The 17,502-nt window shown below is 65.5% G+C and carries 18 protein-coding genes and 5 pseudogenes; 13 read left to right on the top strand and 10 right to left on the bottom strand.

Going from position 1 to position 17,502, the window contains the following annotated elements:
* The first annotated feature begins 161 nt into the window (after positions 1 to 161).
* The 4 genes from mobC to LXX_RS03775 all read left to right on the top strand — a co-directional run bounded on the left by mobC (position 162) and on the right by LXX_RS03775 (position 2,960).
* Positions 162 to 509: a plasmid mobilization protein gene (gene mobC, locus LXX_RS12600; RefSeq protein WP_176714740.1), complete on the top strand. Its 348-nt coding sequence runs from the start codon at positions 162 to 164 to the stop codon at positions 507 to 509.
* 57 nt (positions 510 to 566) lie between these two features.
* Entirely contained in the window at positions 567 to 1,028 is a 462-nt protein-coding gene (locus LXX_RS13445; RefSeq protein ID WP_176714741.1) for a relaxase/mobilization nuclease domain-containing protein, read from the top strand.
* A gap of 96 nt (positions 1,029 to 1,124) precedes the next feature.
* The gene (locus LXX_RS12595; protein ID WP_370558462.1) at positions 1,125 to 2,606 is read left to right on the top strand and encodes a relaxase/mobilization nuclease domain-containing protein; all 1,482 of its coding nucleotides are present in this window, start codon (positions 1,125 to 1,127) and stop codon (positions 2,604 to 2,606) included.
* 87 nt (positions 2,607 to 2,693) lie between these two features.
* On the top strand, positions 2,694 to 2,960 hold the full coding sequence (locus LXX_RS03775; RefSeq protein ID WP_041767269.1) for a hypothetical protein: 267 nt from the start codon (positions 2,694 to 2,696) through the stop codon (positions 2,958 to 2,960).
* Between the two features lie 21 nt (positions 2,961 to 2,981).
* Here LXX_RS03775 and LXX_RS16580 read toward each other — a convergent pair.
* The 8 genes and pseudogenes from LXX_RS16580 to LXX_RS03745 all read right to left on the bottom strand — a co-directional run.
* Positions 2,982 to 3,365: pseudogene (locus tag LXX_RS16580) on the bottom strand (DUF6036 family nucleotidyltransferase); the annotation flags it as partial.
* 14 nt (positions 3,366 to 3,379) lie between these two features.
* Positions 3,380 to 3,847 carry a hypothetical protein gene (locus LXX_RS03770; RefSeq protein ID WP_041767267.1) on the bottom strand — a complete coding sequence of 156 codons (468 nt, stop codon included), beginning with the start codon at positions 3,845 to 3,847 and terminating at the stop codon, positions 3,380 to 3,382.
* Positions 3,848 to 4,213: 366 nt separating this feature from the next.
* Complete coding sequence (locus tag LXX_RS12590; protein ID WP_050737840.1) at positions 4,214 to 6,334, bottom strand: VirD4-like conjugal transfer protein, CD1115 family; 2,121 nt, start codon at positions 6,332 to 6,334, stop codon at positions 4,214 to 4,216.
* Positions 6,331 to 8,856 carry a VirB4-like conjugal transfer ATPase, CD1110 family gene (locus LXX_RS03760; protein WP_011185683.1) on the bottom strand — a complete coding sequence of 842 codons (2,526 nt, stop codon included), beginning with the start codon at positions 8,854 to 8,856 and terminating at the stop codon, positions 6,331 to 6,333. The genes LXX_RS12590 and LXX_RS03760 overlap by 4 nt, the downstream gene beginning before the upstream one ends.
* Before the next feature lie 20 nt (positions 8,857 to 8,876).
* Positions 8,877 to 9,161, bottom strand: a pseudogene (locus tag LXX_RS16575) (PrgI family protein); the annotation flags it as partial.
* A 15-nt stretch (positions 9,162 to 9,176) separates the two neighbouring features.
* The gene (locus LXX_RS03755) at positions 9,177 to 9,389 is read right to left on the bottom strand and encodes a hypothetical protein (RefSeq protein ID WP_141692776.1); all 213 of its coding nucleotides are present in this window, start codon (positions 9,387 to 9,389) and stop codon (positions 9,177 to 9,179) included.
* Positions 9,390 to 9,400: 11 nt separating this feature from the next.
* Positions 9,401 to 10,027 carry a hypothetical protein gene (locus tag LXX_RS14830; protein WP_141692777.1) on the bottom strand — a complete coding sequence of 209 codons (627 nt, stop codon included), beginning with the start codon at positions 10,025 to 10,027 and terminating at the stop codon, positions 9,401 to 9,403.
* A gap of 50 nt (positions 10,028 to 10,077) precedes the next feature.
* The gene (locus LXX_RS03745; RefSeq protein ID WP_223227707.1) at positions 10,078 to 10,239 is read right to left on the bottom strand and encodes a hypothetical protein; all 162 of its coding nucleotides are present in this window, start codon (positions 10,237 to 10,239) and stop codon (positions 10,078 to 10,080) included.
* 195 nt (positions 10,240 to 10,434) lie between these two features.
* On the opposite strand from LXX_RS03745, the gene LXX_RS03740 reads away from it, so the two are divergent.
* The 8 genes and pseudogenes from LXX_RS03740 to LXX_RS16140 form a co-directional block, all read left to right on the top strand.
* Positions 10,435 to 10,689: a hypothetical protein gene (locus LXX_RS03740; RefSeq protein ID WP_011185681.1), complete on the top strand. Its 255-nt coding sequence runs from the start codon at positions 10,435 to 10,437 to the stop codon at positions 10,687 to 10,689.
* Positions 10,686 to 11,075: a hypothetical protein gene (locus LXX_RS03735; protein ID WP_041767261.1), complete on the top strand. Its 390-nt coding sequence runs from the start codon at positions 10,686 to 10,688 to the stop codon at positions 11,073 to 11,075. The genes LXX_RS03740 and LXX_RS03735 overlap by 4 nt, the downstream gene beginning before the upstream one ends.
* A complete protein-coding gene (locus LXX_RS14155; RefSeq protein ID WP_155806775.1) occupies positions 11,072 to 11,224 on the top strand; it encodes a hypothetical protein in 153 nt (50 codons plus the stop codon). The genes LXX_RS03735 and LXX_RS14155 overlap by 4 nt, the downstream gene beginning before the upstream one ends.
* Positions 11,225 to 11,563: 339 nt before the next feature.
* Positions 11,564 to 11,692 carry a hypothetical protein gene (locus tag LXX_RS16145; RefSeq protein ID WP_011185679.1) on the top strand — a complete coding sequence of 43 codons (129 nt, stop codon included), beginning with the start codon at positions 11,564 to 11,566 and terminating at the stop codon, positions 11,690 to 11,692.
* Between the two features lie 76 nt (positions 11,693 to 11,768).
* A pseudogene (locus LXX_RS15370) lies at positions 11,769 to 12,714 on the top strand (short-chain dehydrogenase); the annotation flags it as partial.
* A 220-nt stretch (positions 12,715 to 12,934) separates the two neighbouring features.
* The gene (locus LXX_RS03725; RefSeq protein ID WP_223227748.1) at positions 12,935 to 14,821 is read left to right on the top strand and encodes an amino acid transporter; all 1,887 of its coding nucleotides are present in this window, start codon (positions 12,935 to 12,937) and stop codon (positions 14,819 to 14,821) included.
* 27 nt (positions 14,822 to 14,848) lie between these two features.
* Positions 14,849 to 15,061, top strand: a complete 213-nt coding sequence (locus tag LXX_RS15365; protein ID WP_011185677.1) for a DUF1622 domain-containing protein — start codon at positions 14,849 to 14,851, stop codon at positions 15,059 to 15,061.
* A pseudogene (locus tag LXX_RS16140) lies at positions 15,058 to 15,108 on the top strand (hypothetical protein); the annotation flags it as partial. The gene LXX_RS15365 and the pseudogene LXX_RS16140, both read left to right, overlap by 4 nt.
* Before the next feature lie 172 nt (positions 15,109 to 15,280).
* Here the strand turns inward: LXX_RS16140 and LXX_RS14150 are convergent.
* A complete protein-coding gene (locus LXX_RS14150; RefSeq protein WP_011185676.1) occupies positions 15,281 to 15,664 on the bottom strand; it encodes a DUF5997 family protein in 384 nt (127 codons plus the stop codon).
* Positions 15,665 to 15,698: 34 nt separating this feature from the next.
* Between LXX_RS14150 and LXX_RS03710 the strand changes: the two genes are divergently transcribed.
* Positions 15,699 to 16,454 (top strand): LysR family substrate-binding domain-containing protein, encoded by a 756-nt coding sequence (locus LXX_RS03710; protein WP_011185675.1) that lies wholly within the window; start codon positions 15,699 to 15,701, stop codon positions 16,452 to 16,454.
* Here LXX_RS03710 and LXX_RS03705 read toward each other — a convergent pair.
* Positions 16,350 to 17,324 (bottom strand): annotated as a pseudogene (locus tag LXX_RS03705) (IS481-like element ISLxx4 family transposase); the annotation flags it as partial. The gene LXX_RS03710 and the pseudogene LXX_RS03705 overlap by 105 nt on opposite strands.
* Between the last annotated feature and the right edge of the window lie 178 nt (positions 17,325 to 17,502).

The raw sequence follows: 17,502 nt of genomic DNA, 5'->3' as shown, positions 1-17,502 counted from the left end.
CGTCGGTGCTCTTCCCAACCCTAGCGGTTGGGAATCGTGGTCTAAGATCGACTCACGGAGGGTAGCCAGCATTGAGTCTGGTATCCAGACTCCGCCTTCGCCTCCTGGTTTCGGTTTGGTTGTTTATGGGCTTCCAGCCCAATCCCGGTAGGAGGAACATTGTGGAGGCGGTGAATCGTTCGCGTCCAGTGCGGAAGATTTTGTCGTTCTCTGCTGCGGAATGGGAGCGGGTCGAGCGGCGAATCCGGTTGGTGGGGGCGCGGTCGTTCGAGGCGTTCGCTCGGCAAGTGGTGCTTGAGGGTGAGGTGCGGGTGACGGCGATCGCGTTTGACCCGGCCGAGATGCGGGTGGCGTTGTCCCGGATCGGGAACAACGTGAACCAGATCGCCGCGCTTGCGAACACCGAAGAGAATGCGACGTTTGAGCAGGTGCAAGCGGTTCGTAAGTTGCTCGTGGAACTGCAGGGCGTAGTCACTCACGCGGTCGATACCGTTGAGGCTCGCAGCTGATGGCAGTCGTGCGAATGTGGCAGATCAAGACTCGTCCTTGATAAGGCTTTGGCACACGTGGTGCGCGATGAAGTGACCCGGCGGGGTCTGTGGGTTTCTACCAACGCTGCGGTGATTGATCCATCTGACTATCTGGCAGTGGCAGGCGAGGTTTGGCGCACAACGAGCCAGCTAGCGGTGAGGTCTCCGCAGACTGGCACAGTGCAGGCTCATCACGTGATTCAATCGTTTGACCCGTCGCAAGAGCACGATTTGAACACCGTTCATAATGTCGGCGCGCGGTTAGCCGATGCGATTACAGCCGGTGAGAACGAGTATCTGGTAGCTACCCACGTCGATGCGTACCCGGTGGTGAATCACATCATCTTCAACGCAGTCAGCTTCGAGACCGGTCGCCGATACCGGGTACAGAAGAGCACTCTGGCGCGGATTCGGCAGGTCTCGAACGAGTTATGTGTCACAGAAGGGTGGCGGGGTTCTGCCGCGCTACTCTCCGTTTTCTGGGGCGGCGGTCGCTGACTGATGGCCGTGGTAAAGATGGGCCAGATCAAGTCAACGGTCGAGAAGGCGTTGGCGTATATTTCTCGTCCGGACGCGACCTCCGACGGGTTGTGGGTGTCCACCAGCGCGGCCGTCATCAACCCGTCCGATTTCAAAGCGGTTGCCCGAGAGTTCGAGCGGACGGCGAGACGGAAGGCGATCACCGCGCCGCGAAAAGGGTCCGTGCTGGCGCATCACGTGATCCAGTCCTTTCCTCCTGGTGAAGCGATTTCCGCAAACCGGGCGCACCAGCTGGGTGTACAACTTGCGGAGCAAGTCACCGGAGGCGAACACGAATACATGATCGCGACCCATCTGGATAAGGGTCACGTCCACAACCACATCATCTTCAACGCCATCAACTTCGAAACCGGGCGGAAGTTCCACACCGACAAACACACCATCGGCAAAATCCGGGACTTGTCGGATGCGCTGTGCAAAGCAGAGGGGTTGAGTGTTCTTCCGCCGTTGCAGAAGCCGGCTGCCGGACGGTCGTTCGCCGACATCTACCGGGTGATGAAGGGCGACCGCGGCAAGGAATACTTGCGAACGGAGATTGACAAGGCCGCCTGCCGTGCCACCAGTTGGAACGACTTCGAAGCGATCCTCGCCCGCGCCGGCATCGAAATCAGTGTGCGCGGTGGCCGCAATGGCACGGTCTCGTTCCGGGAGATTTCGATGAGCCGGCCGGTGCGCGACTTCCGACTCGGCGCCGCTTACACCGAACAGTCGATCATGACCCTTATGTCCAAGAGCGTGGTCAACATGGTCGGCGTCGACGTGTCGATGGTCGTCAAGGAGTCGCTGGACACCATCACTGTCACTGTCCCCGGCACGCAACGTGAGTTGCAGCTCACGGTCGCGAAGCGGCAGGTCGTGCGTCACGGCCGCACCTTGCGCATGTACGTTCCCGCGGAGGAACCGCAACGGCTCGCGTACAAGAACGGTAACCTGACCAGGACCGTGACGACGGCTGAGTTGTATGAGTTCTTCTCCGAGCCCGACCTAGCTGCGGCGTTCGACGGCGGGAAACGGAAGAACACTGACACCAGTCTGCTCGCCGGGTGTACGCCGGCGATCGCCGCGTTGCGCGAGCTCGAGGAGCGTGTGAACGCGAAGGCCCGGTGGATGCGACCGGACATGCTCGACGCCACTACGGCGCTCGCCCAGGCGCGCGAGCACCTGAAAGAGCAACGGATGACGTATCAGACGGTGATGGTCGCCGCTGCGGAAGCGATGGCGGACCCGAACGGCAATCCCTACCAGCTGGAGGGGCTGAAGGCGGAGCTGCGGATCATCGAACGCGACATGGCCACCGTCAGCACCGACATTCGAGCGCTCACCGTCCTCACCACTGACGAAGCGAAAGCGTCCATCGCCGAACGCATCGGCACCACACTCACCACCTCCACCGCGGCCGCTGAACCGACCGCGGCTGCCGTCACCCTGGAGCGCACTGACCGGGCGGAGCACACGGAGCAGCAGGCGGCGGAAGAGTCGCCGGTCGCCGGTCGACGCTCGGCCGGCGCGGCGTCTGTCCCTGCAGGAACGCATTGATGCGCAGGTGGCGGAACAGAAACGGCAGCAACCGCGTAAGGACGACGACCGTCGCGGCCCATCTCGCTGACACCCGGTAAGCGGGACGTGTTCCGGCCCTTCCTGCGCGCCTCCGGGGACGGCGATGTCGCAGGCGGTGCGGCGGCAACCTGTTTCGCGATCCTCGCCTGGAGCGCTGCCCGGGTCCGCTCCGGCGAGGTCACCGTCTCCGACTTGGCGCGCAACGCTGCGGCCCGCTCGACGACAATCCTGGACAACGTACTGGTGCCGTGGAAGAAGCAACCCAGCCGGGTAGGTGCGCTCCAACAAGGCGATGCCGTCGTCGGCTGTGGTATAGCAGGCGCGCACGAATAGGGTGGCTGCATCGGCGAGGTCGCGCTCGTCGCGGGCAGCGTGCAACTTCATCGCCAGCAAATACTCCGGCGAGGGAACCTGCACCAACAGGGACTCGGATTCGAACACGGTGCGCGGGTGTTCGTCGGTGCCGGGCATGAATCCTTTCGCCGCGTCGTTGATCCAGTCCGGCTCCAATCCGTGCTCATCGCCTAGCTGCTCGGTGAGCTCGCGCACGATCGGGGCCGGCACGAAGATCGCGTCGACGTCGCGGGTGATCCGGCCGCCGTCATATGCGAGCGCCATTGCAGCGCCCCCGACGACGAACAGTTGCGCCTGAGCGCCGCGAGTAGCCAAGCCTGCGGAGAGCTCCTCGAACAGGTTCAGCAGCTGCGCGGCATCGAGCTCTTCACCGTCGACGGTCATGCCCGAGCCAGGGATCATTCGGTGATGAAGATTCCACGCTCGCGGAATGCGCGCGGACTCTCTACCTCCGCCTCCGCACGGAAAATCGATGGCACGGCGGGATACCAGACCGGGTCCGTCACTCGAGTGCTGTCCAACGTCCACTTGGGCGCGGCCCAGCCGTCCCGTTCGGAGAGAAAGTCCGCAAGCGCGGCGAACGCTGCATCCAACTGAGGGGATCCGGTCGGCGCCGGCTCAGTGTCAAACACTCGCGCTGCAAGCTTCGGACCACCGCGGCGCAGCGTGGATTGGTAGTCATCCAGTGTCTGCAGCACGCCGAACCGCCAACCCGCATCCAACCCTTCGCCAGCCGCCACAGCCTGGAGCGCGTTCATGGCCGCCGTGTGATGCACTCGCCCGTCCGACTCTGTGGCCACGGACTGATCCTGCAACGCCAGCTGCAGCAGCGCGGACGGAGTCAGAATTGTGCCCTGGAAACCCACGGTCCCTCCAATCTGTCACAGCGACTCTTTCCCCTATTGTTGCAGCCACAGCCCAGATCCGTTGAGGAAGGAGCATCCATGCTCAGCAGCGTGGTGCATGATCTTGGCGCCGACCGAGAACGTGAAAACGAGGTGTACCGGCACGTTGGACGGATGACCTCGTTCATGGCCGGCAGTCGATGACTGCGCAGCCGTCATCCTCGCCCGGGCCGTCGCCCGTCCGCCCCTGACGCTGCGCTTGCGCTCTTTCAGAGCGCCTTCTTCGCCACGAAAATGCAATACGGGTCTGCTGCTGGAGAGTTCCGAGGGCAGCATCAGATTCAGCCTGTAAGAACGTCGGCCCGGTGCGGCAGGCTGGGTACTTTGTCAGACGGCGAGTTTTTTGGATCGGAACGGGTTCATTCCGCGGATCTTCAAGATCGCTTCATCATCGGGGAGCCGGCCGATTTCGTCGGGCATCATCAGCTCGCGTTTGGTGACCCGCATCGACTTGGACCAGGAGCCGTGGGAGCCGCGGCTTTCGGAGTACTCCGAGGTGACGATCGTCTGGTAGCCGAGCAGCTGGGACACCCATTTGGTGGTCTGTTCTTCGTCGCCACCGAGGAAGAGTTTCGTGTCGCAGTTGTTCTCCACGCCCGCCCACGCGTCACCGAAGAGGGTCTTGCCCTGGGAACGGGACTGCATGATAATGCTGGCGCTGATGCCCCGAGAACGGATCGTGGCCATGACTTGCTCGAAGGCGGGGATCTTGCCGATGTTCGCGAACTCGTCGAGGAACATGTGCAGCAGCTCTGGCAGGTGCCCGGTCTTCTCGTGGTCGGCCTGGTAGACGGTGAGGCTGAAGAGGGTCTGCCAGAACATGGCCGAGATGAATTTGAAGATGTGGTGGGTGTCCGGGATCTGCAGGAACAGCGCGGTGCGCTCGTACCCGATTCGGTCGATGGCGAGGTCGTCGGTTGTGAGTATGGTTCGAACGTCGTGCATGTCCAGCAGCGCGAGGCGCACGCCGAGGGAGATGACGACGCTCATCCGGGTTTCGGCGGGGCCCTGCTCGTAGATGCGGTACTGCCGGCATGCGAAGTCCAGCACCTTCATCACGGCCGGGTCATCGTCCGGGTTCGGGTTGCTGTGCCATTCAGCGACGATCTCTCGGGCGGCCGCGAATCGTAGATCGGTTTCGCTGGTCATCTCGTCCTTGTTCTCCTCACTGCCCTGCATCCCCTTCTGCAGGTCGAGGACACCGGGTAAGTTCGGTTCCGTGGAGCCGGTGTGCGCAGTGGTGGCCCACACGTAGGCGGTGAGGGCGGTCAGCAGGGCGCGCTCGGCACGTTCCCAGAACCCGTCACCGCCGTTGTCCTTCTCCCCCGTCGTGTTCGCGATGATCGTCTCGGTGAGCTGCGCGAGCCCGGTCTCCGGGTCGTCGAGCTGGGCGAGGAAGGCGGCGGTGAGGAAATAGCGGCCATGGCCGTAGTTTTCGATGGTGACCGTCCCGGACCCGTCGACAGCGCCGACGTAGCCGACGTGGCCGACGGCGCTGGTGGAGGACCCCAAGACGCCGGCTCGTCTGATCGAGATGACGTCGCCGGGAACAGGACGGCGAGTGTAGGTCCAGCCGGGCAGGTTACCGATGTTGCCCCAGTCAGCCCCGTTCCCACCCTGCGGGGTCAGGTCCTTCCACGTGAGCTTCCACGGCGCGGCGCCGCCGCCGGCGTCCCGGTTGATCCGCCAGGCCACGAAGTCGGTGCAGTTCCCATACGCGTAACCGAGAGGAGACATGTCGTCTTCGGAGTACATGCCCTTGTACGGGTAGTCATCGGCCATCGCGAACGACCCAGAATCCTCCCCGGTTCCCTGCGCCTGCTGAGCGGCGGGCAGCAGCCATGCGACGGCCACGAGCGCTACCATCGCCGCCACGATGACAACTGTCGCGGCCGCCAGGATCGGGGTGGAGCCAATCACGCTGGCGGCCGCGGCAGCGACAGCCCGGGCAGTGTTGCCGGCCGCGGCGGCAGCGCGCCCGGCGACCACCGCAGTCCGGGACGCAGTGGCCCCTGCGCTGCGGACGAACTGCGCCGTTTTGGCTTGCTTGCGCCCGGCAGTGAGTGCGCCGCGGACTGCGCCCGCCCCGTGACGTTGCGTGCGAATCGATGCCCGCCCGTCCCTTGCGCCGGCGACAAGGCTCTTCTTCGTCTCCGATGTCTTCGGAATCAACCGCCGCCCGACCCCCCGCGGCGCGCCCGGGCGATGGTGCGCCCGCTCCTGCGGGTCTTCGTCCTCCCTGGCGGCCCGAGCCCCGGCACCGGCGGCTTTGGAGCCATACGTGACCGTCTTGCCGAACGTTTTGGCGGCGGACGGGAGGGCAGGCGGCTTACCTGAGGTGCCCGCCCGGGCGTCGCCGATGAGCCGTTGCGATCGCCTGCTCAGGCTGAGCCGGCCCAGGTGGTCGGTGGCGGCGTGGCCGACGTCTTGCCGGCGGAGATCCTTCATCCGTTCGCCTCACCGAACTTGGTCGAGAACAGCCGGTATAAGAGAGCGTCCTCCGGGATTCTGCCGTCGAAGGGGATCACCCGTCCGCCGCTGCGCAGCAGACCCTGTCCGGGCAGGACGTTGGTGAACCGTCGACGCTGCTCCGCGCTGAAGCGCAGTAGGTCGACGAGGGTTTCAGCGTCGACCGGGTTCTGGCTCAGGAGCGCGAGGAAGTCCGATTTCGCGAGCATCAGGCGGGCGTCCTCGTGGGCGAGGACTGCTTCGATGTTCTGAGTGATGCCGGTTGCGATCAGCCCCCATTTGCGGGCGCGCGCCCACAGCGCACGGAAGTACTCGCTGATGAACCGGTCGACCAGCAGCAGATGGAACTCGTCGATGTACAGCCAGGTGCGTCGCCCGGCAGCACGGTTCCGCGCCACCCGCGACCAAATCTGGTCGAGGACGACCATCATGCCGAAGCTTTTGAGCTCGCTGCCGAGCTGGCTGATGTCCCACGACACCACCCGCGAGTTCAAGTCCACGTTGGTACGCTGCGCAAAACCGCCCAACGAGCCGACGGTGTAGATCTCCAACGATGCTGCAAGCTGATGCCCGATGGGATCGCCGGTTGCGAGCAGCCCCTCACGCAACTCAACGAAGGTCGGCATCGCCCCACGCTCGGCGGCGTACTTCCGATACAAGCCGACGGTGACCCGGTCGGCGACGCTGCGTTGGGCGGCGGTGAGACCGGAGGCTCTTCCGATCAGATGGTCGAGCGCGGCCAGGACGAAGTTGCTCTTGGCCAGGATCGGGTCACCGTCGCTTACGGCGATGTCCAATTCGATGTCCATCGGGTTCACCGAGTGGGGGCTGCCGGCGTGGATGCGGGCTGTGGCGCCGTTGAACGCCTGCACGCAGGGTTCGTACTCCCGTTCGGGGTCGATGATGATGACGTCGTCCTCGGGCCGATCGAGGATGATCTGAGTGATCTCGTTCTTGCCGAACTGAGACTTCCCCGACCCGGACGTGCCAAGGAGGAACCCATTTCCGTTGACGGTCGCGGTGCGGTCAGCGACCACGGCGTTTGAAGATTGGGCGTTGACCCCATACCAGATGCCGCCGGGGACAAGGAGCTCCTGGGTGGTGAACGGGACCAGGATCGCCGCGGACGCCGTGGTCAAGGTACGGCGCATCGGGATCGCCCGGCGCCCGATCGGCAGCTCGGTTGTCAGACCGCCCAGTTGCATCCACTTAAGGATCTCCGCTTTCACGGACTGCTTGCGGATGACCGTCATGGCACGCTTCACGTTCTGGTCCAGCGTCGCCCTTCTGTCGGCGCTGACGCCGATGACCATGACGGTGCTGAACATTTTCTGGTTCGACGTCGACAACTCCTGGCGCAGCTGGCGGCCTTCCTCCAGCGCGTCGACGAGCTTGCGGGGAATCATGTCCTCCCCGATTCCCTGCTTCCTCGCCTTCTTCCGCTCGGTGATGGTCTGCATCTCCAGCTCGGCGATCTGCCGCTCCACAAGGCTCATTCCCTCGACCTGGTCATACGGTTCCAGATGCAATGACACGGTCAGATCGCATTTGATCTCGGTCAGTTCCGTGATGAGACGGTCGGAGAGCCACACCGGGTAATCCCGCACCCAGAGCACCTGATGAAACGTATCTGCGGTCCCATTGTGGAACTGCAGCGGGCCGGCCTTGTCCAGGACCTCGATCCCCCACGGTGCAGCGTAGTCGGCGGTGGCCTGGCGGCGTGTGCCGGCGAAGCCATGCTCGGTGAAGCCGAACAATTCGTGCGGGCGCAGCACACGCGCCAGCGCTTCCAACCGTTCGGTGCGATTCAGTCGCACCGCCTGGCACTCATCCATGCTCTGCAGAGAAGCCTCGATCTCATGCGCGATCCGCGTCAAGGTCGCTTCCGCTTTCTCTACATCCGGCTCCTGCACGGTGACCGTCACATACTTCTCGGTGACGGTGTTCCCGCTGGCGTAGGCGAGCTTGTCGCGCACGATGCGGTTGAAATCGTCCCGGTACGTGTCGTACGGGTCGCTCTGGAGCCTTTTCTGCACCATCTCAGCGACATCCGCATCAGCCAGCACCCGGTTGGTGACCGTCTCCTGAATGCGAGTCCCGGCGCTAAAGCCGTTAATGAACCGGGCCCACCGGTCGATGATCGACTCCTGATGCGCCTCGGACGCGGCGACGTAGTTAATGTCCGAGATCCGCATCGTCATCGACCACTCGTCCGCGCCGAGCCATGCGATCCCGCCCGGCAGCATGGTTTTGTAGCCGAGGACATCCCTGGTGGCTTTCGGCGCCGATCTGAATACGCCGCCCGCAGCCGAGCTGTCAGCGCCGGTTCTGCCGCTTCGCCCTCGCCGCTCTCCCGGGACGGGCAGCGCGGCTTTCTTCGTGCTCCGTAAGCGTTCGCCGCGTCCGCGCTTGCGCCCGTTCGAGGGCGCGGCTGCGGCGGCCTGCCCGTCCGGCAGAATCGCGGACGAGTCCGGCGCTGCGCTGTGTGTAGGTGTCGACATACGGGATGACCCTTCTCAGAAAATGAGAAACGGAGGAAATACAGGGCGTGGATTTCGGGTTTGAGACCCATCGGCCGGAACCATCCCCACCACGCCGCGGGAAGGTCGATGACGAACATGGCGGCGTTGGTTGCCTGCTCCCAGGCCTCCTTCGTTCCGCCCTGCGGGGCCGCGATAGCGAACGCGATCCCGGCGAACGTGCCGCCGCCGCCGACGGCCATGAACAGCAGTGACCCAAGGCGGCGCCAGGACATCCCGAACATCGGTTTGGCCTCATAGGCGGTGATCTCTTTCGGGACCTTCATCTCAAGGGCCATGGTTCAGCCCTCCCCGACGAGCGTCTTGGCCAGACCATTCGCGCCCAGCACCAGGAACACCAGAACCGCCGGAGCGACGAAGAAGCTGCCGTAGTTGCCGATGATGTACCCCCACGGGTCGCCCTGATAGCTGGCCATCCCGCCCAGCCAGCCGCCCAGCAGAGCCTGGTAAAGCTTCACGGCCAGCACCATCACCGTCCCGGCGAGAGCGGCCACCGCGAAACGCTTCAGGTACCCGATCCCGATCTGCTTGGTGTCCTCGTTCGTGGCCGAGGAACGCGATCGGCAATGATGCGAACGCACTCATCAGATACATCTGCAGGAACCGGACGAACACCAAAACGATCACCACGACCGTGCCCAGCTGCGACACCAGGAACGGCAGAAACAACACCACGATCAGACCCAGCTGCATGAAAATCCCGCCCGAGGAGATATCGGACTTCATCGCATCGCCCAGCATGGTTCTCCCGCCGCCGGCGCCCCCGACATTCAGGCCGTTCGCCGCCTTCGAGATGATCGTCGACACAGCCGAGATCGCGTTCAAGATCACCGCCGCGTTCGAAGCCGCCAGGAACACCAGGACAACTTTTCAGCAGCGTCCCGGAGATGATCCGCACACCTAGCTCCCTGTCGGCCTCAATACGGGTCGAGTTCGACGCCAGCATCAACATGAAAATGATCGCCAAAACGATCGCCGTGACCGGCTTCACCGCAGTGTCCTGAAGCAACATCGCCGCGTCGTACAACGGCTTGTTGTACTGCGCCGGCGACTGCAGCAGACTGTCCGTCCCGCCGCTGACGCCGGCCGACAGAGCGTTCAACATCAACACGACGGCGGATGACAGATCCACGAGCTACCAGCCCCCGGTCAGCGATGTGAACAAGGCGGCCGCGGAGATGATCATCCCCCGCCCACGATCTGCCAGATACCGCCCTGGATCGCCGGACCCTCATGGTTCTTCAGCCCACCCGCCAACGCGATCACACCCCACAACAGCCACAGGCTCCCGCCCAGCACTGCGACTTTACTGATCAACTGCAGGATCGAATTCAACAACTCCACGTCGGCTGTTCCCTTCCAAAAAGGCGCGGCGAGAATTCGCCGCCACCTACAGATGTGCATTGGCGCGCAAAGTGCACTGCGCGCCAATGCACATCTTCAGTGCGAGAGGAATAACCCTCACCACACCGACTGGAGGCCGCCCACGATGACCATTACTCCCCTGACCCGCCGCACCGTGACGCTCGCATGCGCACGATGAGCGGACCCGACACTGTGCAGACCACTGCCCGGATCAGTGAGCCGATCCCGCTGAATCCCAGCACACCCGAGCTGACCGCCCGCGAACGGGAGATCCTCACCGCCTGGGACGCCCAAGTAGCGGAAATCGAAGCCGCCGGCTGGGTCATCGAATACGCCAACACCATGAACAACCCACCCACCAACACCTACCGCAAGTACTACAGCTTCACCCGCACCCAGCCATCGCACGGAAAGGGCAACGACGCATGAACACGCCGATCACGACCGACCTGGATGAGATGCAGAACGCACCTCACCTGCGAGACGCGCTGAAGGATCAGCTTCTCCCGAGCGACGGCAAAGATTCGAAACCGCTGGGCTACCAGCTGCCCGAGGCCTACAAGGACACTCCCGGAGACATCCGACTGGCACACATCAACCTGCAACGAGCCCTCGCCTCCACGGAGAACTCCATCAAACGCCGCCGGAAGGCCGGCGGGCAGGAGGATATCATCGAGTCCTTCTTCGAGCCTACGGCCACCACCCTGCGGGGCGACCTCGCCGCGCTCGAAGAGATCGTCTACACCGCGGCCGCCGATGCCTTCGCTCGACGCCGTGCCATCGGTGAGCAGCGATCCTCGGAGGTGACCCCGTGACCGGCAGCGGCGAAGAGCGCCGATTCGTTGTTGAGCTGACGGAGACGCAGCTGAATGCGATCTACGCCGCCTTCGCCCGTCACGAGGAGGTCTGCGACGTCGTCGACGAGGGCGCCCCTACCGTCCCGGCGAGCATCGCCGGCCGGTAGCCGCCGGCCAAGTGGATGTGGTGCTAGCACCCTGAGCCGGCTGCCGGCGCCGTTCCGTCAGCCGGCAAGGGGCCCCCTTCGGCCCCCTGCACCCCCACCGCTGGCAGCTGCTTGAACCGGCGATCATATGTCGGCCCTCCCCCCGGGGTAAACCCGGCCACTGTCGCTCCCACGAAAATTCTTCCCCCGCGGTCGCACGCTCCCTCACCCGGCGAAGATTTTTCCCTCCCGCTCTGCACCCGGGTTGACCCCTCCCCCAGCCCGACGTCTGGTCCCCCTATAAAGCAACTGCCCAGAACTAAGCACGGCAGAACAACAACGACCCAAAGGACAGACCCCATGACCAACGGCGACATCAACACCACCAAGACGGACGAGCCTGCACCCGGTGCGAACCTGCAGAACATCGGCGGATACGCCGTCCCGATCGACCCCATGGAGGACCTCCACTGTGATTCCTGCCAGTAGGACCGGGGCCAGATAGCGAAGACCCACGCAGAACGATTCCGAAGGGAGAACCCGTGCCCTCCTACACGCCGGCCGAGATCCTCACCGCTGGGATCACCGACACCGAATCGACCTGCGCGACCCCGCCCAGGCGATCGGGCTCGCCGACTCGGTCGCCTCGGCGGGGCCGCTCGACATTCTCATCAACAACGCCGCGCAGACGGTGAAGCGCTCGCCGGGCGCCTACTCGCTGCTGGCCGAGGCGGAGTCGCAGCCGCTGCCGGAGGGACCGCTGCCGGAGCTGGAGACATTCGGCCACACCGCCGACCCGCACCCGAAGGCCCTGGAGGCATCGGTCGCCGCGCACCCGCTGCTGTCGGCGGCGGAGGCGACGGGCACGATCGCGCAGTTCGCGCGAGCGGGCGACGGCACGCTGAGCGCCGGCGACCTGGCCGCCCTCGCGATGGCCCCGGGCTCATCGTCGCTCGCGAAGCACTCGGACGGCAGCGCCATCGACGCGGGCGGACTGGTGCCGGATGTGGCCACTGTGAACAGCTGGACGCAGACCGTCGGCACTGTCGATCCGCTGGAGCTGCTGGAGGTGCAGCTGTGCAACACGACCGCGCCGTTCATCCTGATCGACCGGCTGCGGCCCTCGCTCGCCGCAGCCGCCGCCGCGGTGGAGGGCCGCCGCTCGTATGTCGTGAACGTCTCCGCGATGGAGGGCGTTTTCGGCCGACAGTACAAGGGCCCCAGCCACCCGCACACCAACATGGCGAAGGCCGCACTGAACATGCTCACACGGACGAGTTCCGGCGAGCTGTTCTCCTCCGACGGCATCCTGATGATCAGCGTCGACACCGGCTGGATCACCGACGAGCGGCCGCACCACACCAAAGTCCGCCTCGCCGAAGAGGGCTTCCACGCCCCCGCTCGACCTCGTGGACGGCGCCGCGCGGGTCTACGATCCGATCGTCCGCGGCGAAGCCGGTGAGGACCTCCACGGCGTTTTCCTGAAAGACTACCGCCCCTCGGCGTGGTGACCGTACAGTGATCCTCAGCGCCGGGGCCGCCGGACAGCAGTCCGGGCCCGGTGCCAGTGGAGGAGCGAGGATGTCCAGCACCCCCGAGAGCACTGACCGCGAGCGGGTGCTCCCACCCCGGATCTCCCCGGCCGTGCAGATCCCCGTCCCGGGTCAGGCACAGCCGTTGCGCGCGACAGCGAAGCCCGTCTCTGCGTTCCGGCACTGGCTGCTGAGCGGGATGGTGGACGAGCGCGGCACCCAGCAGGGCCCGCACGGCCACGAACCCGAGCGACAGCATTCCTGGTGGAAGGTCATGTGCCTCACCGGTGTCGACTACTTCTCCACCCTCGGCTACCAGCCCGCCATCGCCGCGCTCGCGGCCGGGCTCATCTCGCCGTTCGCCACCCTCGTCCTGGTCGCGCTGACGCTGCTCGGCGCACTGCCGGTGTACCGCCGGGTGGCGCGCGAGTCGTTCCGCGGCTCGGGGTCGATCGCAATGCTGGAGCGGTTGCTCCCCTGGTGGGCGGGAAAGCTGTTCGTGCTGGTGCTGCTCGGTTTCGCCGCGACGGACTTCACGATCACGATCACTCTCTCCGCCGCGGACGCAGCGGCGCACGCGATCGAGAACCCGTACGCCCCCGAGTGGTTCCGCGGCAACAACGTGCTCATCACACTGTTCCTGCTGGCACTGCTCGGCGCGGTTTTCCTGAAGGGGTTCGGGGAGGCCATCAGGATCGCGGTCGTCCTGGTCGTCGTCTACCTCGCTCTCAACGTGGTGGTCATCACGACCTCGATCGTGGAGGTGTTCGGGCATCCCACCGTGTTCGGCGACTGGTGGGACGCCCTGTTCCGGACCAACGGGAATCCCTGGCTCATCGGCGGCATCGCGCTGCTCGTCTTCCCGAAGCTCGCGCTCGGCCTCTCGGGGTTCGAAACCGGTGTGGCCGTGATGCCGCAGATCAAGGGCAAGCCGGAGGACAACCCGGACAACCCGCGCGGACGCATCCGCGGCGCCGGGCGGCTGCTGACCACCGCGGCCCTGATCATGAGCGCGTTCCTCATCACCTCAAGCTTCACGACGACGCTGCTCATCCCGCAGAAGGAATTCCAGTCCGGCGGCTCCGCCAATGGCCGCGCACTCGCCTATCTCGCCCACGAGTACCTGGGCAACACCTTCGGCACGGTCTACGACATCAGCACCATCCTGATCCTGTGGTTCGCCGGGGCCTCGGCGATGGCGGGCCTGCTGAACCTGGTCCCGCGCTACCTCCCGCGCTACGGGATGGCGCCGCAGTGGGCGCGGGCAGTGCGTCCGCTGGTGCTGCTGTTCACCGCGATCGCCGTCCTCATCACGATCGTGTTCCAGGCGGATGTGGACGCGCAGGGCGGAGCGTACGCGACCGGCGTGCTGGTGCTCATCACCTCCGCCTCGCTCGCGGTGACCCTCTCCGCGTGGCGCAACAAGCAGAAGAAGCACACCGTCGCATTCGCGCTCATCACCACGATCTTCGTCTACACGACCATCGACAACACCATCGAGCGCCCGGACGGGCTGCGCATCGCCGCGCTCTTCATCCTCGGCATCCTGGTCGTCTCCATCGTGTCGCGCATCGGCCGTTCCTTTGAACTGCGCGCGACGAGCGTGACGCTCGATGTCACGGCTCTCGACTTCGTCCTGGAGGACGCCGAGGAGGGAGAGATCCGCATCATCGCCCACGAACCGGACGTAGACACCACCCGCGAGTACGAGGAGAAGAACAAGGACGAGCGGAAGTACAGCCACATCCCTCAGCGCTCCCGCACCATCTTCATCGAAGTGCTCCGCTCCGACTCCTCCGACTTCGAGGAGGATCTCGTGGTGAACGGCATCGTGAAGTACGGCTACCGCGTGCTCCAGGTGCGCAGCGGCAACGTCCCGAACACCATCGCGGCCGTGCTCCTGGAGATCCGCGATCTCACCGGTGTGGTCCCGACTGTCTACTTCGAGTGGACGGAAGGCAACCCCATCTCGAACGTGTTCCGCTACCTCATCACGGGCGTTGGGGAGGTCGCCCCCGTGACGCGCGAAGTGCTGCGCGAGGCCGAGAAGGACCCGAAACGCCGCCCGGCCGTGCATGTCGCCTGATGCGTGCCGCTGTGGCAGCATGAGCGCATGGACGCGCACCCCGCCTTCGAGACGATCGGCACCGCCTTCGAGGTGGCCGGGGTCGCCGCCCTCGCGATCGGCTTCCTCCTCGCCCTCACCCTCGCTGCGGTCGCCTGGCGGCGCACCGGAAGCGGCGCGGCGGCCTTCCGAACGCTGCGCGAGAGTTTCGGCGGCGTCATCCTGCTGGGGCTGGAGATCCTCGTGCCGCGGACCTCGTGAAAACAGTCACCTCCGATCCGACGCTCACCGACGCTTTCGTGCTCGGCGTAATCATGCTGATCCGCACCGTACTGAGCTTCTCGCTGCAGGTGGAGATCGACGGGGTGGCGCCGTGGCGGCGGGCCTTCGTGACCGGGCCGGAGATGCTGGCGCGCGGCCAGGAAGACCGGCGAGCCGCAGCCCGAGCGGCCGGGCACGGCCGCGCCCGGAGCCTGAGCGTCAGTCCCGGGCTCGCGCGGCGCGATCAGCGTCTCGCCGCTTCACACGCGCGTTCTCGGCGCGGACCGCAGCCTGCGTCGCCCGCTCGACAACCAGCCACTGCGGCGTGGACACGAGAAGGGCCTTGATCTCGGCGGTCGTGAGCGCCTCGGTGACGCCGCCACGAGCGAGGCCCGAGTTGCTGACGCCGAGCTTGCGGGAGACCACGTCGCGGGGGTGGGGACCATCGGCACGGAGGGTGCGCAGCCACTCCGGCGGGTTCGCGGTCAGCTCGTCCAGCTCTGTCCTGCTGATGTCGCGGTCGCGGAACTCTTCCGGAGCCGCCGGCAGGTGGATGCCGAGCTTCCTGGCCGCAGTGGCTGCTTCCATGGTCTGGGGTTTCATGGCTTCCAGGGTACCGTTCGCTACCCTTGCGACTATGCCGCCGTCTCGCTTCACACTCGCCTTCCCGCCGGGGGTGACGATCGGGAAGTGGACACGCGCCTTCGCCGAGCGGCAACCGCAGGTCGATCTGGTGGTCGTCCCGAGCGCGGACCCGCTGGCCGTGCTGACGTCCGGAGAGGCGGACATCGTTTTCGCCCGGGACGCCGAGGCCGGCCCCGAGCGCCACCTCATCCCCCTCTACACCGAGGACATCGTGGCCGTGATCCACCACGAGCACCTGCTCACGCTCGCGGAGAAGTGGCATCTGGCCGACCTCACGAACGAGCCGCGAATCGCGGGCGAGCCCGGCGAGGCCACGATGCGCAGCGTGGCGGCCGGCGACGGCGTCGCACTGCTCCCCGCCTCGGTGGCGAAGGCGTTCCGGCGGAAGGATGTCGTCGCCCTGCGCTTGGAGGACGGCCCGGCCTCGGCGATCGGCCTGATCTGGCCGCGCAAGGGCCAGCACCCCCTGGTCGACGAGTTCATCGGCATCGTGCGCGGCCGGACCGCGCACAGCTCCCGCAACCCGGAAGTCGCCGAACGGGAGCGGACAGGCAAACAGCGGGCAAGCAAACAGCGGACGGGGCGGGGCGCGCCCAAGCCGAGGAGAGGCCGCCGCTGGCTAGGTGTGATGTCCAGGGAGGTTGTTGTCGATTCTGCTAATGGGTGGGGCTCTGATGGCGGAGTGGTGCTGGTGATGATTGTAGAAGTGGGGCCAGCCGGGGAGTGCTTCTCGTCGTTCGGCCTCTGAACCATAGAACTGGGCGTAGGCCCAGCCGTCGGCGAGTGTGCGGTGGAAGCGTTTGATCTTCCCGTTGGTCTGTGGTCGGTATGGTCGGGTCTTCTTCGCCCTGATCCCGAGCTCTGTGCAGGCGTCTCGCCAGGCGTAGGACTTGTAGGCGGAGCCGTTGTCCGAGAGGACGAGTTCGACGCTGACATCCCGGTCGGCGAACCAGGCGACAGCACGCCGCAGGACACCGATCGCGGTGTCCGCCTTCTCGTCGGAGCAGATCTCGGCGTAGGCGACGCGGGAGTGGTCGTCGATGATCGTGTAGACGAACGCGGTGCCCAACCGTGGCTCGTAGCGGTGGTTCCTGCTCTTCGTGCGGGTGGCGGTCGCTTCCCGGTTGCGTTCGCCCTGGACGCGGCCGACGAATCGTCAGCCGCCGCCGTCGGGGATGTTGCCGAACTTCGTCACGTCGACATGGATCAGCGATCCAGGGTGGTCGTGCTCGTAGCGACGGATCGGCTCGCCCGTGACCCGATCAATGGTGCAGAGCCGGTTGATGCGGCAGCACACCAGGACGGCGTGGACGGTCGAGGCGGGAAGGCCAAGCTCGCCGGCGATCTGCACCGGCCCCAGGCGTCGTCGCCACCTCGCCCGCACGATCCGCTTGAGCACGGGCAACGGCGTCCGCGTTGGCATCGATCGTGGGCGGCTAGACCGGTCGGTCATCCCTCCCGTGCCTTCGGCGCGGAACCTCGCCGCCCATTTCCGCGCGGTAACGGGCGAGACCATAAACATCTTCGCTGCGACGGAGACCAGCCAATGGTCCTCGACGATGAGCCTGGCAAGGCGCAGACGAGCGCGCGGTGTGAGAGCAGCGTTAACGTGGGACACGAAGGCCTCCTGGATCGTGAAGCGGTTGAACTGAACAGCTCCACTTCACAACCGGAGGCCCTCGCCCCTCAACTCCTCACGACCGTATCGCCGAAACAACCCCCCTGGACATCACACCTAGGGGCTGTCGCAGCGCAGCCCGTGCGGGCAGCGACGCCGCGAGCGCCTCCACGGTGCC

The organism is Leifsonia xyli subsp. xyli str. CTCB07 (assembly GCF_000007665.1).
Classification (GTDB): Bacteria; Actinomycetota; Actinomycetes; order Actinomycetales; family Microbacteriaceae; genus Leifsonia; species Leifsonia xyli_C.
The sequence above is the reverse complement of the archived record's forward strand: the minus strand, read 5'-3'. Positions and strand labels throughout refer to the sequence as shown.

Coding starts and splice junctions, on each gene's coding strand:
- LXX_RS03740 (WP_011185681.1), top strand. CDS start 10,435: ATGAGCGGACCCGACACTGTGCAGACCACTGCCCGGATCAGTGAGCCG.
- LXX_RS12590 (WP_050737840.1), bottom strand. CDS start 6,334: ATGAAGGATCTCCGCCGGCAAGACGTCGGCCACGCCGCCACCGACCAC.
- LXX_RS03710 (WP_011185675.1), top strand. CDS start 15,699: ATGCCGCCGTCTCGCTTCACACTCGCCTTCCCGCCGGGGGTGACGATC.
- LXX_RS16145 (WP_011185679.1), top strand. CDS start 11,564: ATGACCAACGGCGACATCAACACCACCAAGACGGACGAGCCTGCACCC.
- LXX_RS03760 (WP_011185683.1), bottom strand. CDS start 8,856: ATGTCGACACCTACACACAGCGCAGCGCCGGACTCGTCCGCGATTCTG.
- LXX_RS03725 (WP_223227748.1), top strand. CDS start 12,935: ATGGTGGACGAGCGCGGCACCCAGCAGGGCCCGCACGGCCACGAACCC.
- LXX_RS14150 (WP_011185676.1), bottom strand. CDS start 15,664: ATGAAACCCCAGACCATGGAAGCAGCCACTGCGGCCAGGAAGCTCGGC.
- LXX_RS03735 (WP_041767261.1), top strand. CDS start 10,686: ATGAACACGCCGATCACGACCGACCTGGATGAGATGCAGAACGCACCT.
- LXX_RS15365 (WP_011185677.1), top strand. CDS start 14,849: ATGGACGCGCACCCCGCCTTCGAGACGATCGGCACCGCCTTCGAGGTG.